Origin of the sequence: Methylomagnum ishizawai (assembly GCF_900155475.1) — a bacterium.
GTDB classification, from domain to species: domain Bacteria; phylum Pseudomonadota; class Gammaproteobacteria; order Methylococcales; family Methylococcaceae; genus Methylomagnum; species Methylomagnum ishizawai_A.
Window position 1 is genome coordinate 2,893,933 of record NZ_FXAM01000001.1, and the last position, 15,321, is coordinate 2,909,253.

18 protein-coding genes are annotated in these 15,321 nt (G+C 62.0%); 8 read left to right on the forward strand and 10 right to left on the reverse strand.

Annotation, left to right across the window (positions count from 1 at the left end; translation table 11 throughout):
* The 5 genes from B9N93_RS12760 to B9N93_RS12780 all read right to left on the reverse strand — a co-directional run bounded on the left by B9N93_RS12760 (window position 1) and on the right by B9N93_RS12780 (window position 4,199).
* Window positions 1–1,146, reverse strand: coding sequence for a cation diffusion facilitator family transporter (locus B9N93_RS12760; RefSeq protein WP_085214213.1), 1,146 nt, complete (start codon window positions 1,144–1,146; stop codon window positions 1–3).
* Entirely contained in the window at window positions 1,143–1,733 is a 591-nt protein-coding gene (locus tag B9N93_RS12765) for a DUF4202 domain-containing protein (protein WP_085214215.1), read from the reverse strand. The genes B9N93_RS12760 and B9N93_RS12765 overlap by 4 nt, the downstream gene beginning before the upstream one ends.
* A 66-nt stretch (window positions 1,734–1,799) precedes the next feature.
* A complete protein-coding gene (gene metA / locus B9N93_RS12770; RefSeq protein WP_085214217.1) occupies window positions 1,800–2,870 on the reverse strand; it encodes a homoserine O-succinyltransferase MetA in 1,071 nt (356 codons plus the stop codon).
* A gap of 34 nt (window positions 2,871–2,904) precedes the next feature.
* On the reverse strand, window positions 2,905–3,744 hold the full coding sequence (locus B9N93_RS12775) for a P-loop NTPase family protein (protein WP_085214219.1): 840 nt from the start codon (window positions 3,742–3,744) through the stop codon (window positions 2,905–2,907).
* A 62-nt stretch (window positions 3,745–3,806) separates the two neighbouring features.
* Complete coding sequence (locus B9N93_RS12780) at window positions 3,807–4,199, reverse strand: group II truncated hemoglobin (RefSeq protein ID WP_085214221.1); 393 nt, start codon at window positions 4,197–4,199, stop codon at window positions 3,807–3,809.
* 183 nt (window positions 4,200–4,382) lie between these two features.
* On the opposite strand from B9N93_RS12780, the gene fnr reads away from it, so the two are divergent.
* The gene (fnr, locus tag B9N93_RS12785) at window positions 4,383–5,114 is read left to right on the forward strand and encodes a fumarate/nitrate reduction transcriptional regulator Fnr (protein ID WP_085214223.1); all 732 of its coding nucleotides are present in this window, start codon (window positions 4,383–4,385) and stop codon (window positions 5,112–5,114) included.
* Between the two features lie 48 nt (window positions 5,115–5,162).
* Here fnr and B9N93_RS12790 read toward each other — a convergent pair whose 3' ends face one another.
* The 3 genes from B9N93_RS12790 to smpB form a co-directional block, all read right to left on the reverse strand.
* Complete coding sequence (locus B9N93_RS12790) at window positions 5,163–6,206, reverse strand: AI-2E family transporter (RefSeq protein WP_085214225.1); 1,044 nt, start codon at window positions 6,204–6,206, stop codon at window positions 5,163–5,165.
* Window positions 6,207–6,240: 34 nt separating this feature from the next.
* Window positions 6,241–7,338 carry a D-alanyl-D-alanine carboxypeptidase family protein gene (locus tag B9N93_RS12795; protein ID WP_254899389.1) on the reverse strand — a complete coding sequence of 366 codons (1,098 nt, stop codon included), beginning with the start codon at window positions 7,336–7,338 and terminating at the stop codon, window positions 6,241–6,243.
* A 335-nt stretch (window positions 7,339–7,673) separates the two neighbouring features.
* Window positions 7,674–8,153, reverse strand: a complete 480-nt coding sequence (smpB, locus tag B9N93_RS12800) for an SsrA-binding protein SmpB (protein ID WP_085214227.1) — start codon at window positions 8,151–8,153, stop codon at window positions 7,674–7,676.
* A gap of 106 nt (window positions 8,154–8,259) precedes the next feature.
* Here smpB and B9N93_RS12805 point away from each other — a divergent pair, with 106 nt between their 5' ends.
* Window positions 8,260–9,606 (forward strand): sodium-dependent transporter, encoded by a 1,347-nt coding sequence (locus tag B9N93_RS12805; protein WP_085216270.1) that lies wholly within the window; start codon window positions 8,260–8,262, stop codon window positions 9,604–9,606.
* A gap of 23 nt (window positions 9,607–9,629) precedes the next feature.
* On the forward strand, window positions 9,630–9,899 hold the full coding sequence (locus tag B9N93_RS12810) for an RnfH family protein (protein WP_085214229.1): 270 nt from the start codon (window positions 9,630–9,632) through the stop codon (window positions 9,897–9,899).
* Window positions 9,900–9,943: 44 nt separating this feature from the next.
* Here B9N93_RS12810 and B9N93_RS12815 read toward each other — a convergent pair whose 3' ends face one another.
* Window positions 9,944–10,387: an outer membrane protein assembly factor BamE gene (locus B9N93_RS12815; protein ID WP_085214231.1), complete on the reverse strand. Its 444-nt coding sequence runs from the start codon at window positions 10,385–10,387 to the stop codon at window positions 9,944–9,946.
* Between the two features lie 73 nt (window positions 10,388–10,460).
* On the opposite strand from B9N93_RS12815, the gene fur reads away from it, so the two are divergent.
* From fur to lolD, 4 genes are read left to right on the forward strand one after another with little or no spacing between them, the layout of a single operon-like run.
* Window positions 10,461–10,895 carry a ferric iron uptake transcriptional regulator gene (fur, locus tag B9N93_RS12820; RefSeq protein WP_085214233.1) on the forward strand — a complete coding sequence of 145 codons (435 nt, stop codon included), beginning with the start codon at window positions 10,461–10,463 and terminating at the stop codon, window positions 10,893–10,895.
* Window positions 10,896–10,929: 34 nt separating this feature from the next.
* A complete protein-coding gene (locus B9N93_RS12825) occupies window positions 10,930–12,177 on the forward strand; it encodes a lipoprotein-releasing ABC transporter permease subunit (RefSeq protein ID WP_085214235.1) in 1,248 nt (415 codons plus the stop codon).
* Window positions 12,178–12,193: 16 nt separating this feature from the next.
* Window positions 12,194–13,441: a lipoprotein-releasing ABC transporter permease subunit gene (locus B9N93_RS12830; RefSeq protein ID WP_085216271.1), complete on the forward strand. Its 1,248-nt coding sequence runs from the start codon at window positions 12,194–12,196 to the stop codon at window positions 13,439–13,441.
* Window positions 13,434–14,114: a lipoprotein-releasing ABC transporter ATP-binding protein LolD gene (gene lolD, locus B9N93_RS12835; RefSeq protein WP_085214237.1), complete on the forward strand. Its 681-nt coding sequence runs from the start codon at window positions 13,434–13,436 to the stop codon at window positions 14,112–14,114. Before B9N93_RS12830 ends, lolD begins: the two co-directional genes overlap by 8 nt.
* Before the next feature lie 13 nt (window positions 14,115–14,127).
* Here lolD and B9N93_RS12840 read toward each other — a convergent pair whose 3' ends face one another.
* Window positions 14,128–14,550, reverse strand: a complete 423-nt coding sequence (locus B9N93_RS12840; RefSeq protein ID WP_085214239.1) for a rhodanese-like domain-containing protein — start codon at window positions 14,548–14,550, stop codon at window positions 14,128–14,130.
* Window positions 14,551–14,659: 109 nt separating this feature from the next.
* On the opposite strand from B9N93_RS12840, the gene B9N93_RS12845 reads away from it, so the two are divergent.
* Window positions 14,660–15,298 (forward strand): HAD-IA family hydrolase, encoded by a 639-nt coding sequence (locus B9N93_RS12845; RefSeq protein ID WP_176225252.1) that lies wholly within the window; start codon window positions 14,660–14,662, stop codon window positions 15,296–15,298.
* The last annotated feature ends 23 nt before the right edge of the window (window positions 15,299–15,321 follow it).

A 15,321-nucleotide genomic window follows, 5' to 3' on the forward strand; every position in this document is an offset into this window, starting at 1 on the left:
TTAGGCCCGCTTGGCGATGCGTCCGCCCCACAGCGCCAACATCAAGCCAAGCAGGCTGGCCCCCATCGCGATATCGGCATAATCCCCCGCCAGCACCATGCTGGCCCCGCCCCCCGCCACCAACAAAGCCGCTCCCGCCATCCGGCAAGCCATGCCCCAGCCGCCCCGCGCCGCCGGAACCGGGCGCGTGACTTCGGTTTTTTGGCGCGGTTCGGGCCGGGGAAGCCCGCGTTCGATTTGGTCATGAGCGAAGGAAGCGGCATCCTCCAAGGGTTCGAGATGGGTGACGATGACGATATTGGGCAGGGCCGCACCGATATCGGCCTCGATCCGCTCCAGAAGATCATGCCCGGCCTGCACCGTATAACTGCCCGGCACCAGCACATGGACGGTCATGAAGCGCTGCATCCCAGCGGCACGGGTCCGTAGATCGTGGAATTGGATACCCTCGGCCCGGTAGCCTTCGAGGATGCGCTCGATATCCATCATTTCGGCCTCGGGAATCGCCGCGTCCAACAAGCCTGACGCCGAGCGGATCATGAGTTCCAGTCCCGACCACACGATTTGCACCGCCGCCAGGAAAGCGATGGCGGGATCGAGCCATTGCCAGCCCGTCCAGGCGATGCCGCCCAAGGCCAGCAGGATCGCGCCCGTGGTCCAGACATCGGACATCAAATGCTTGCCATCGGCCTCCAGGGTGATCGAGCCGTACTTGCGCCCCGCCCGCAGCAGGACCCGGGCGACCGCCAGATTGATGAACCCGGCGGCGGCGGACACTGCGATGCCGATATCGAGCCGGGCCAAGGGTTGGGGATGCCCCAGCCGTTCCCAAGCCGCCCAGACGATGCCACCCGCCGCGACCAGGATCAAAGCCCCTTCGAAGCCACTGGAAAAATACTCGGCCTTGCCATGCCCGAACGGATGGTGGCTGTCGGCGGGCCGGGCCGCGAAGCCCAGCATGGTCAGGGCCACGATGGCCGCGACCAGGTTCACCAAGGATTCCGCCGCGTCGGACAACAGCCCGACCGAGCCCGTCATGCGATAAGCCTGGGCCTTGAGTCCGATGGTCAGGATCGCGGCGAGGATGGACAGCCAAGCGAACCGCGCCAGCGAAGGCGTGGTCGCCGGTGGGGCGGCAGGATTCAAGCGGGCTCCAAGGCGCGGGCCAATAAAGGTTTGACCGAATCCGGGAAATCCAGGGTCAAGGCCCGGTTCCGCGCCGTCCCGGACATCTTGTTCCAGGTCTTGCGGACGATGCCCAGCAATTTGTCGTCGTCCTGGGTCGCGGTGAACGCCAGGAAGTAGTATTCGAGGAAGACCAAACAAGCCACATCCTCGATCAACTGCACCTCTGGGTCGGTCTTCATCCCGCGCTTGGACAGGATGGCCTGGACCCGCGCCACATCCTCCGGCGGATAACCCGCTTCGGCCATGAGTTCGCCCAGCTTCTCGCCATGGAAGCCATAGAGGAAGCTACGCCATTTCAGATAACCTTCGCGGGTCATGGGATAGCTATCGCGCGGGACTTCCCAGCGCCGGATATGCTGGCCACGGGCGGCGATACGCAGCAAATCGCCCGCTTCGGGCCGGAGCTTTTCCAGCCATTCGGACATGCGCCGCCCATACAGCAGCTCCTTGGGCTGGGACTCGCCTTGCCAGGTTTCCTGGTTGGGGTCGGCGGCATTGGCCTGGTCGATGAGGCGCAACACCAAGTCGAGATTGGGAGTATTCATGAATCGATCCAATTTCAAAGATTACAAACGAAGCCGCTATCGACAGCGCGACCGTGGCTTATCCATTCACAAGCGCAAGCCCAAAGGATTCCCAGGATCGACATGATCCATGAGCGGCTTACGCCGGTCCTGGTCGGTCACTTGGTAAATCAAGCCCAGCCAATTATTGAATACCGCCTTGGCGGTATCGTGCCAAGTATTATCCAAATGCCGGAGGATTTCTGATTCTGGGAATTCCGGGACGGATTGGCCAGCGCGCCGGGCGCTACGCAAATGCTGACCATATTCGCTCAGCACCTCGCCCACCTCGGTATTGAAATAATGCTCCGGGAATGGCGGATAATCCTCCCGCTCACCGCGATAATAGCGTAATACTTCGCGCTTATATTCCTTCAGCAAACTCACGGTGTCATACTCTGGATGCCCCTGGAAATACACCACCCGCAGCAAATCCCGGCTCACCGCCAGATGTACCCCCGCCTCGGCGCTTTCCACCAAGACCTTGAGTCCGGCCCGTTCCATATCCTCGCGAAAAATCTCGTTGAAACGGGAGTGCGGCACATCGAACCGGGTATTGATGGTGGACACCAAAGGATGCCGCCGCTCCACCACATGATGCGAATAAACCCCCCAGCGCTTGAACCCCAGATGGGTGCGCGGAATCCCGGTGGCATACTCGAACAAGGCATGGGTGGCAAGGCAGGAACACAAAATAGAAGTCACGTTTTCCCGTGCCCAATCGAATACCTCGGTCAGCGGCTCCCAAAACGGCTCTTCCGGCAACCGCGGCTGGCTGACATTGGCCCCGCTCACGATCAAACCATCCAAACCCTGGGCCTTGATCTGCTCGAAACTCTCGTAATAGCGCCCGATATGGGCCAAAGCCTCGGGACCGCGCTCCTGACCCCGGATAGTGAAGGGATGCATATGGAATTGCACGATGGGATTGGCCGCGCCCACCAAGCGGAAAAACTGCCGCTCGGTGGCTTCGAGGGCCGCGTCCGGCATCATATTCAACAGGCCGATATGCATCTCGCGGATATCCTGGCGGCTGGCGCGTTCGACGGACAGGATTTCCTGGCCTTCAGCATGCAGGCGCTGGAAGGTGGGCAAATCGGTATGGGCAACCAAAGGCATGGAATAAGGTTCTCCGGTCTCTTATCAAACGGGCTTAGCGGCCCAAGGCATCCCGCAACAAAGCCAGGAAATCGGCCTCGGTTTCCACTTGGGCGATTTCACCGGCATCGACGGTATAACCATAGCGGTCGGCGATGGCTTGATAACGTGGCAGGCGGGAATGAAATAATTTGGGAAATACCCAACTCACGAACTGGTCCGGGGGCATCCGGTCGATGCTGGCATAACCGTTTTCCGCCATAAATACGGGTAATTGCTCGTCCAGGAAACTTTCCCGGTAATACAAGGGCTTCGGGTCGTTGCGGGCGCGTTCGATCAGCATATGCTCCAATTCAGGCGTGGTGCGGATATACACGATCAAGGTATGCTCGGCCAGGATTTCCAGGGTATCCGGGTCGTCGAGTTCGCAAACACTGCCGCCGGCATCGTTGATGAAATTGCGGTAGCCATAAATGGATTCCACCTTGCGGATGAATTCCGGCACATCGCGCATGGCTCGGATTTCGGCATCGCGGTGCAGGGCTTGGCGGCGTTTGAATTCTTCCAGGGATAATCCGCCCCTGGCCGGATCGCCCAGCTTCCCCAGGAAGGTGGACACCGGGACTAGATTATCCACGGTGATATTGCTGCGGATATAAATCGAATCGGAGCGCAACAATTCCCGCAGGAACGGCACTTCCATGGCTTGGCGCTTGATATTGTCGGAAATCGGCTCGTTGAGATAACGGGTACCGATCCGGTAATCGCCGGAATAATGGAACCAGGTTTTTTTGGGAAGCTTATCGGCCAGCGTGGTTTTACCGACTCCGGACATCCCCAAGAGGGTAATCCGCTTGGCATCCCAGTCCGAAAATTCCCCAGGCGTCATTTTCATGGTATTGGCGTAGGTGGTTGGATAATATGGAAAGCGCGGACGATACCCAAGCCCGCAGGTCTCTATTCGCGGTTGATCATATGGTCGGCGGTACGGGCGAAAGCCGCGAGCAGGGCTTCCCGCAAGCCGGCTTCGATAGCCATATCGTCCAGCGCCCGGACCATGCACAGCACCCATTGGTCGCGTTCCGCCGGGCCGATGGCGAAGGGGAAATGGCGCATCCTGAGCCGGGGATGGCCGAATTCCTCCATGAACAAATCCGGGCCGCCGAACCAGCCCGACAGGAATTTGAACAGCTTATTCTTGGCCCCGGCGAGGTCGGGGGCGTGCATGGCGCGGATGCCCTGGGCCTCGGGCAGGCGGTCCATATGGCCGTAGAAACGCTCGACCAATTCCCGGACGGCGGTTGCTCCGCCCAGCAGGACATAGGGGGTGGCGGCGGGAGGCGGATTCATGGCGGGTCTTCCGGGGTGGGTCAGAAAGCGCCAGATTCTAACAGGCTTGCTCCGGGATGGGCGCATACCGCCCTACCTTGACGCCCGTTCCGGGCTTGGGGATGATGGTCGCGCTTGAGACAACCGCCGCCATGGGATTTAAAGACGGCGGACTTTCAACCCCCACACACCAGCCCAGACACCGTGAGCGCAGCACCTTTATACGACATCAAAAACAAATTGCAGGTCACCTGCCAGAATTGCAGCCTGACCTCCCTTTGCATACCACGCGGCCTAGCGCGGGAGGATATCGAACAAATCAGCCGCATCGTCAACCGCAAGAAAACCCTGCAACGGGGCGAACACCTTTTCCATAAAGGCGATAAATTCCGGGGCATCCTCGCCATCAAGGGCGGCACCGCCAAAACCACCACCTACGACAGCCAGGGCAACGAATATGTCACCGGGTTCTGGCTGCCGGGGGAATTGCTGGGTTTCGACGCCCTGGCCGGGGACCGGCATAAATACTCGGCCATCGCCCTGGAAACCCTGAGCTATTGCGAACTTCCCGCCGACCAGTTGGACGAACTGTGCCAGCGGGTGCCCAACCTCCTACGGGAATTGTTCCGCCACGCCAGCGCCCGGCTGGACGGCGAGACCGAACAGGCCATCCTCAACAAACAGCCCGCCGAGGAACGGGTCGCCGCCTTCCTGCTGAACCTTTCGGACCGGCTGAAGGAGCGGGGCTTCTCGGCGGTCGAATTCCGCCTGAGCCTGAACCGGCAGGAAATCGGCAATTTCCTAGGGCTGGCACTGGAAACCGTGAGCCGGACCCTGCGCGGCTTCCAGGACGAGGGCTTGATCGCCGTACAGCATAAGGACGTGCATATCCTCGACCTCGAAGGTTTGCGCACGGTCTGTTCCCACCGCGATTGAACCCCCGGCGGAAGCGGCTCCGGCGCTTCCACCGGGTTCCCGTCCCGATCATTCCCCGTCCGGCGGGGCGGACCCGATCCCGTACCAGTCGCTGTCCTTGTAGAGGCCGTGGATATGCCGCAGCAACACCATGACCACCGCCGCCAGGGGCAAGGCCAGCAACACCCCCAGGAATCCGAACAACTGCCCGCCCGCCAGCACAGCGAAGATCACCGCCACCGGATGCAGGCCGATCCGGTGGCCGATCAACCAGGGCGTAAGCCACATGCCTTCCAATAAGTGGCCGACGCCGAACACAACCAGCACCGAAATCACCGACGAAAATTCGCCGTACTGGGCCAAGGCGGCGATGGCGGCCAAGGTCACGCCGGCCATCGCCCCGGCATAGGGGATGAAGCTGACCAGCCCCGCGATCAGACCGATCAACAAGCCTTGTTTCAGGCCGATCAACCACAGGCCGAGACTATAGATGGCCCCCAGGGCGATCATCACCATGAACTGGCCACGGAACACGGCGCTCAAGACCCCATCGACCTCGCCGACCAAGCGGGCGGTACCCGGTACCCAGCGCCGGGGCAACAGGCCACGGATATGGCCGAGCATCACATTCCAATCCCGCAGCAGATAGAACACCACCACCGGGATCAAAGCCAGGTTCAAAACCCAGGACACGATCACCGCGCCGGAGTGGGTCAAGGACTCCAGCACCGCCGCAGCGTCGCCGCCGACCTTCTGCCAATAGGCGCTGAGGGTGGCGGCGACCTGTTCGAGATTCCCCAGCCGCACCTTCACCCCAAAGTGCTTTTGCAGCCAGCGGAAGAAAGCCGGTAGATCGTCGATGAAACCGCCGACCTGTTCGGCCAGCACCGGCAGCACCAGCAACAACAATGACACGAATAGCAAAACGATGAAGGAAAACACCAGGATGACGGCAGGCAAGCGCCGCAAGCCCACCCGCTCCAGCCGGTCCACCCAAGGGTCGGCCAGATAGGCCACCAAGGCGCCGCCCACGAAAGGCGTCAACATCGGGGCCAACAGATAGAGCAAACCGCCCAATCCACCGACCAGGGCCAGGACCAGCCACCGATTCATGGGGAAGCCCAGGGACGGGATTCAGGACGGCGCGTCAATGGTGGGCGCACTTGGATTTATGGCAGGCGGGCGCGGGTTCGGCCTTGGCCTTGCTGGCGGAGGCGTGGGTTTTCTTCGCCGCCGGGGCTTCGGCCTTGCTGGCCGTGCGATGGGTGGTGGCCGAAGCGTCGGCCAAGCGCAGCGGCTGGGCCGGAGGATGCGCGGGATGCGCCGCGGCATGGTGCGCCTGGGGATGGTGGGCGGCGTGGGCATGGTGCGGGACCGGCGCGGCGGTTTCGGCGACCATCAGCGCCGGGGCTGCGGGACGGTCGAACTCCACCACATGCAACCTGGGGTCCGCGCCTTCCAACTGGGCGAAACCATCGTCCAGCAATTCCCGCATCAAGGCATCGCGGCGCCTGGCGCTGGGACCGCCGAACACCACGCCGATCAAACGATGGCCGTTGCGCTGGGCGGAGGCCACCAGATTGAACCCAGAAGCGTTGATGAAGCCGGTCTTGATCCCGTCCATCCCGGCATAGGTTTCCATCAGATGGTTGTGGTTCTGGAAACCATGGCCCTGGTAATAGAACACCGGGGTCGAGAAATAGGTGTAGTACTGCGGGAATCTTTTGTTGAGCGCCTTGCCCAGCCGGAACATGTCCCAGGCCGTGGTGACTTGGTTGGGATCGGGCAGGCCCGAGGCGTTGCGGTAGACGGTGCGGCTCATGCCGAGTTGGCGGGCCTTGTCGGTCATCGCCGCCGCGAACGCCGTCTCCGATCCGGCCATGCCTTCGGCGATGGTGCTGGCGGCGTCGTTGGCCGAGCGGGTGACCAGCCCTAGGATGCCCTCCTCCACGCTCAAGGTATCGCCCACCTTCAGCCCCAACCGGGAAGGCGGCCGCAGCACGGCGAAACGGGAGGCGCGGAACAAAGTGTCCGAGAACAAACGCCCCTGCGACAAAGCCTCGAACACCAAGTACAGCGTCATCATCTTGGTCAGGGAGGCGGGATGGCGCAATTCATCGGCATTGTGTTCGTAAAGCACCTGCTCGGTATCGATATCGGCCACCAAGGCGGCATAAGGTCCGGCCAGGGCGGCGGCGGGCAGGAACAGGGCGGCCCAGAACAGACCGGGGATCAAACGGCGCAAAACGGCAACCTGAGGCATCGTTCAGAAAAATCCAAGGAAGGTTGAAGAATCCTCCGGCGCGGACGGGCCAGGAGGTTTGAAAAGGCCGATCCCAAGCCTGCCGGGACGCGGGGCGCACCCGCCGCGTCACGGGGCGGAGCCGCTTTGCCCTGGCATCGATCCCCAGCGCAAAGCCAGCCCACTTTTCCCAAAATCAAGCCGACTCGTGACGGGAGTCGGTTTGATTTTGACCAAAGCGAAGCTTGCCTTCCCCGATGTCCCATAGCCTGGATTCCACTGCGTTCCATCCGGGCCACGGGGAAAGCTTCATACGCAGCGACCGCCGCAGTCCGGCCTTAGCCGTTCTTCATGACCCGCTGTTTTTCGCGCTGCCAATCGCGCTCTTTCTCGGTGGCCCGCTTATCGTGCAATTTCTTGCCCTTGGCCAGGCCGATCTCCAGCTTGGCCCGGCCTTTTTTCCAATACATGACCAAGGGCACCAAAGTATAACCCTTGCGTTCGACATGGCCGATGAGTTTGCTGAGTTCGGCCCGGTGCAGCAAGAGTTTCCGGGTGCGGGTGGGATCGGGATCGACATGGGTGGAAGCGGAACTCAGCGGGGACAGATGCGAGCCCAGGAGCCAAGCTTCGCCGCTTTTCAACACCACGTAGCTTTCCTTGAGCTGGGCGCGGCCCGCCCGGAGGCTCTTCACTTCCCAGCCCTGCAAGACCAAGCCGGCCTCGTAGCGCTCTTCGATGAAATAGTCGTGGGTGGCTTGCCGGTTGTGGGCGATGGTGGAATTCCCGGACGAATCTTTGTTCTTTTTTGCGGCCATGGAGGATTATAGATGCCTGACGCGGTTGGAAAATCTTGATATTTTACCGCATCGCGACGGGATGCCCCCGCGCTTTTCCACGGCAACGAATACTTATGGGGAAATCATGACGGAACAACGTTTTCTGCACGGCCAATGGTCCTCACGCATGGCCTTCATCCTGGCGGCCAGCGGCTCGGCCATCGGCCTCGGCAACATCTGGAAATTCCCCTACTTGGCGGGCGACAACGGCGGCGGGGCGTTCGTCATCGTTTATTTGCTGTGTGTGGTCGCCATCGGCATCCCGCTGATGATCGCCGAAACCATGATCGGGCGGCGCGGACGGCAAAGCCCCATCAACACCATGCTGACCCTGGCCGAGGAAGCCAAAGCCAGCCGCCATTGGCATTACGCGGGCTGGCTGGGCGTGGCGGCCGGATTCCTGATCCTGTCGTATTACTCGGTAATCGCGGGCTGGTCCATGGCCTATATCCTCAAGGTCGGCGGCGGTTTCCTCGCTAACGCCGATGCCCAGACCGTGCAGGCCGCGTTCCTCGACCTCAAAGCCGCACCCGACATCCAAGCGATCTGGCACACCGTCTTCATGGCCGGCACCCTGCTCATCGTCAGCCGTGGCGTTCACCGGGGTTTGGAACGCGCCACCCGCATCATGATGCCGGGCTTGTTGGCGATGCTGGTCCTGCTGGATATCTACGCCATGACCACCGGCGGTTTCGGGCAAGGCCTGGCCTTCCTGTTCGAGCCGGATTTCGGCAAGCTGAGCGGGGAAAGCGTGCTGGTCGCCATGGGCCAAGCCTTCTTCTCGCTGGGGCTGGGGATGGGCTCGATCATGGTCTACGGCTCCTACCTGCCGGACCATGTGTCCATCGCCCGCGCCTCGATCATCGTCGCCACCGCCGATACCGCCGTGGCGCTGATGGCCGGCATCGCCATCTTCCCCATCGTGTTCGCCCACCATTTGGAACCCGGTATGGGTCCGGGCCTGATCTTCGAAACCCTCCCCATCGCCTTCGGCCAAATGCCGGGCGGCTCCTGGTTCGGACTGGTGTTCTTCCTGCTGGTGTTCTTCGCCGCCATCACCTCGGCCATCGCCTTGATCGAACCCGCCGTGGCCTATCTCTCGGAAAACCTGGGACTGAACCGGACGGCGGCGTCCTGGTGGAGCGGCGCGGTGTGCTGGCTGTTGGGGCTGGGGACGGTATATTCGTTCAGCGGCGGCGAAAACGGGTCGAGCAGGAATTTCTTCGAGTGGGTCGATTTCCTGACCGCCGACGTGATGCTACCCATCGGCGGGATTTTGGTGGCGGTGTTCGCCAGTTGGGTGATCAAGCGGGAAGTCAGCGAGGCCGAATTGGCGATGGGCGCGGCCTATGCCTGGTGGCGAGCGCTGGCGCGGTATGTGGCCCCCGGCGCGGTGGCCCTGGTGTTCCTCCACGCCATCGGCGTGCTGTAGGCGGCGATCCCGGCGGCCCCGCAATGAAGATCGAAGTCGCCTATGCCAAGCCCGACCACCAGTTGATCCTGGGCTTGGAACTCCCGGCGGGCGCGACAGCGGAACAGGCCATCCGCGCCTCCGGGATGCTGGCGCGGTTCCCGGAAATCGATCTCGCGGTGAACGCGGTCGGAATCTTCGGCAAGACCTGCGCCCTGGACCAAGCCCTGAAACCCGGCGACCGGGTGGAAATCTACCGGCCCCTGCCCGCCGATCCCAAGGAAGCGCGGCGGGGCCGGGCCGTCAAGAAATAGCCCCGCGCCATCACCGGAGTCCAAAGCTTGCTTTGGATTCCAACTCAATCCTCGCTGCCGAACACGCCCTTGATCTTCTGCCACAGGGTCTTTTCGCGCTCGATGCGGGGGATGTTGACCGTGGTGTCCTTGCTCATCTCGATGGAAGGCAGGTTTCCGGGCCGGAAATCGCCCGCCAAGCCCTTCAATTCCTCGTCCTTGTCGAACGCCAGGCTGATATGCTTTTGCACCCTGGGTTCGTTGCCGGGTTGGTTGGAATAGAGGTAATCCCAGCGCTCGTCATGGAAAGGATCGGTCAACAAGGGTGTGCCCATGATGAAAGCCACTTGGCGCTTGGTCATGCCGGGCCGCAATTGATCGACCATTTCCTGGGAAACCACGTTGCCTTGGTGTATATCCAGCCGGTAGATGCCGGGCAACCAATTGAACGAGCATCCGGTCAAAAACAGAGTACTCAGGTAGGTTATTACAGGGAGGCGTTTGGGCATGTTATGATGGCCGGAGTCCGAATTCGGCCCTCATGATACTCGATAGCTTCCGCTAAAACACGGAATCGCCACAGTGGAAACCCAAGACATCAGGAACGCGGGACTCAAGGTCACGCTCCCCCGCATCAAAATCCTCGAAATGCTGGAAAACCAAGCTTTTTCCGGTCGGCACCTTACGGCTGAGGATGTGTACAAATCCCTCATCAGCGAGGGCGAGGAAATCGGCTTGGCGACGGTCTACCGGGTGCTAACCCAATTCGAGGCGGCGGGGCTGGTGAAGCGCCACCACTTCGAGGGCGGCAATTCGGTGTTCGAGTTGAACCGCGGCGACCACCACGATCATATGGTCTGCGTCAAATGTGGCTATGTGCAAGAATTCCACGACCATATGATCGAGCGGCGGCAACAGGAAATCGCCCAGCACAAGGGTTTCAAGCTGACCGAACACTCGCTGTGCCTATACGGCGTCTGCGCCGATTGCCAGCAAAAAGAGGCCGTGCCCCGCTGAACCTCCGCCAGGGCACCGGCCACAGCCACACCCCATGTTCAAACCCCTGATTTTCTTCATCGGCCTGCGCTATACCCGGGCCAAGCGGCGCACGCGCTTCATTTCCTTCATCGCCCTGACTTCGGTGCTGGGCCTCGCCCTGGGCGTGACCGCCCTCATCACCGTACTATCGGTGATGAACGGCTTCGAGGAAGAATTGCGCGAGCGCATCCTGGGGATGGCGTCCCACGCCTCGATCAGCGGCCCGGACGGGAAATTGCGCGATTGGCATAGCCTGGAACCCACCCTGCGCCAAGAGCCGCGCATCCAGGGCTGGGCACCCTACATCGAAACCCAGGCCATGCTCAACGCCGACCGCCGGGTCAGCGGCAGTTTGATCCGTGGCATCCTGCCCGGAATGGAGCCCGAAGTTTCAGCGGTGGCCCAACGCTTGATCCAAGGCCGCTTGGAGGCGCTCAAGCCGGGCGGCTTCGGCATCGTGCTGGGGGTGGAACTCGCCAGCTACCTGGGCGTGGTGATCGGCGATCCGATTACCGTCATCGCCCCGGAAATCAACGGCGCGGCGGGCGGCATCCTGCCCAGGATCAAGCGCTTCACCGTGGTCGGCGTGTTCCAGGTCGGCATGTACGAATTCGACCGCAACCTCGCCCTGATCCATCTGGACGACGCCGCCCAACTCCATCATATGGAAGGCGCGGTGTCGGGGCTGAGGCTCAGGCTGGACGATGTGTTCCATGCCCAGCAGGTGGCGCACGAACTCGGTCCCAAGCTGGGCGATCACTACACCCTCGCCGACTGGACCCTGGAACACGGCAATTTCTTCCAAGCGGTGCAGACCGAAAAACGGGTGATGTTCATCATCCTGCTGCTGATCGTGGCCGTGGCCGCTTTCAACATCGTATCCACCCTGGTGATGGTGGTCACCGACAAGCGCCCCGATATCGCCATCCTCCGCACCCAGGGCATGACCCCGGAGGGCATCATGGGCATCTTCATCGTGCTGGGTTCCTTGATCGGCCTGTTCGGGACGCTGCTGGGCACGGTCGGCGGGGTGTTGCTGGCCTTGAACGTCGATCGCGTGGTACCCGCCATCGAACGGCTGCTCGGGGTGCAATTCCTGTCGGGCGATGTGTACTACATCACCGAACTGCCCTCCAAGCTGCTGTGGTCGGATGTGGCCGTCATCACCGGCATCGCCTTCCTGCTGTCGGTGCTGGCGACCCTCTATCCAGCCCGGCAAGCCTCGCGCATCCAACCGGCGGAAGCGCTGCGCTATGAATAAGCCCGCCCCCGCCCGCATGTTCAAACCCCTGAGCGTCTACATCGGCCTGCGCTACACCCGCGCCCAGCGCCGCAATAGCTTCATCTCGTTCATCGCCCTGACCTCGGCCCTGGGCACCGCATTGGGCGTGGCCGCGCTGATCACGGTGCTATCGGTGATGAACGGCTTCGAGGCCGAAATCAAGGAACGCATCCTCGGCATGACCGCCCACGCTTCCATCAGCGGCCTAGATGGCGAGTTGCGCGACTGGCCCTCGCTGGAAGCCCCCTTGCGGCAGGAACCCAAAGTCCTGGGCTGGGCGCCCTATATCGAAGCCCAAACCCTGTTGAATTCCGACACCCAGGTCAGCGGGATCACCTTGCGCGGCATCCTGCCGGATTACGAACCCAGGGTTTCGGAAGCCGCCAGCCGTTTGATAGAAGGCCGGTTGGACGCATTGCGGGCGGGCGGGTTCGGCATCATCCTAGGCGAGGAGCTCGCCAAGCACCTGGGCGCGAAGCTGGGCGACAAGATCGCCGTCATCACCCCCGAAGTGGTCGCTACGCCTGCCGGAGTCATGCCTAGGCTGAAGCGCTTCACGGTGGTCGGTATTTTCCGGGTCGGCATGTACGAATACGACCGCAACCTCGCCCTGATCCACCTAGACGACGCCGCCCGCCTGCTGCGGATGGACGACACCGTGTCGGGACTCCGGCTCAAACTCGACGATGTGCTGTACGCCCGCCAAATCGCCCGCGACCTCGGCCCCAAGCTGCCCCAGCAATACCTCATCACCGACTGGACCCGCGCCCACGCCAATTTCTTTCGCGCCATCCAGAGCCAGAAGGAAATGATGTTCATCATCCTGTTCCTGATCGTGGCCGTGGCCGCCTTCAACATCGTGTCCACCCTGGTGATGACCGTCACCGACAAGCGGGCCGATATCGCCATCCTCCGCACCCAGGGCATGACGCCGGGCACGGTCATGGGCACCTTCATGGTACTGGGCACCGTCATCGGCTTCGCGGGCACCTTGCTCGGCGGCATTGGCGGGGTGGTCCTGGCCCTCAATGTGGAAACCCTCCTGCCCGCCATCGAACGGACGTTCGGACTCAAATTCATCTCGGCGGAGGTGTATTACCTGAGCGAACTGCCCTCCAAGCTGGTCTGGGCCGATGTGTGCCAGGTGACGGGCGTGGCCTTCCTACTTTCCATCCTGGCGACGATCTATCCTGCCTGGCAGGCTTCCCGCGTCGCCCCCGCCGAGGAATTGCGTTATGAATGAGCCGGTCTTGGCCTGCCGCAACCTGTCCAAGCGCTTCGCGCAGGGCGGCTTGTCGGTGGATGTCTTGCAGGGCGTGGACCTCGCCATCGAACCCGGCCAGCGCATCGCCATCATGGGCGCGTCGGGTTCAGGCAAAAGCACCTTGCTGCATGTGCTGGGCGGGTTGGATACCCCAACGGCGGGCGAAGTGCGCCTGGACGGCGTACTGCTGTCCAGCCTGAGCGAAAAGAAGCTATCGGAACTCCGCAACCGGGTGTTGGGCTTCGTCTACCAATTCCATCATCTGCTGGGCGAATTCACCCTGCTGGAAAACGTGGCGATGCCCTTGTTGATCGGCAAGACGGGGGTTCAAGAGGCGAAGGCACGGGCGGCGGCGATTTTGGAACGGGTGGGACTCGGCAAGCGCATCGAACACAAGCCCGGCGAACTCTCCGGCGGCGAACGCCAACGCGCTGCCCTCGCCCGCGCCCTCGTGACCCGCCCCAAATGCGTATTAGCCGACGAACCCACCGGCAACCTGGACCGCAAGACCGCCGAGCAGGTCTACCAACTGATGTTGGAATTGAACCGGGAATACCGCATTAGCTTCCTGGTGGTGACGCACGATCCCTTGCTGGCGCAGCGGATGGATACCACGCTGCATTTGGAGGATGGGCGGATCGTGGCAGGATGATCCGCCCCGCCCGCTAACAAGTTTTACATGGCTCATCCAAAGGCTTGCCCTCCGCGCTCCAGCCCTTGATGCCTTTTTCCAACTGGTAAACCTTGGCATAACCCGCATCGTTCACCATCATCTTGCCGACCTCGGCGCTACGGTGGCCGGAACGGCATACCAGGATCACAGGCTGGTCCGGCGTGCTGCGTAGTGGTTTGAGTTGGTTGAGCCAGCCCGCCCGGTCGTAGCCGCCATTGGCATCGAAATAGGTCAGCCCCTTGCTACCGGGAATCACCCCCGACTTATGCCATTCCTCCGGGGTACGCACATCGACCACCAACGCGCCCTGGGCCTGCATGGCCTGCAACTGGCTGGGCGTCAGGTTCACCAATTCGCCCGCGAACGCGGCGCAAGCAGTCAGCAGCAGGCCCAAGGCCAACATGATCTTGTTCATAGTTCTGGCTCCATAAGCCGTGGGAGAAAATGGAATTATGGCCCGAGGCCGGCCCAGTATATTAGCCCACGATGATAGAGGATGCCGCCACCCCTTCCAAGAGAACCACATGAATTACCAAGCGATTATCTTCGACAGCGACGGCACCTTGATCGACAGCGAAACCCTGGGCAACCAAGTAATCGTCGAATGCGTGGCCGAACTGGGCTTGCGCCTAACCCTGGCCGAAGCCGTGGCGGAATTCCGGGGCCGCAAAATGGGCGACACCCTCGCCCTGATCGAACACAAACTGGGCCGTGCCCTGCCAGACGATTTCCTGCCGGAACTGCGGCGGCGCATGGCCCTCGCCTTCGAGGCGGAACTGAAACCCATGCCGGGCGTCCCGGCGCTGCTGGAACGGTTGGACGTGCCGTTCTGCGTCGCTTCCAACGGCCCGCACGACAAGATGCAAGTGAGCCTCCGCGCCACCGGACTGCTGCGCTATTTCAGCGGACACGTCTACAGCGCCTACGAAATCGGCAGTTGGAAGCCAGAGCCGGGCTTGTTCATCCACGCGGCACGGAGCCTGGGCGCGGAGCCGGAACGGTGCGCGGTGGTCGAGGACAGCGTGTTGGGGGTCCAAGCAGGGATTGCGGCGGGGATGCGGGTGTTCGGCTACGCGCCCGGCGGGGACGGCGAAGTCCTGGCACAAGCCGGGGCGCGGGTCTTCTCGCACATGGACGAATTGCTGCCCTTGCTATGCGGTTAAGGCCGCGACCGTTGGCGGGGCGG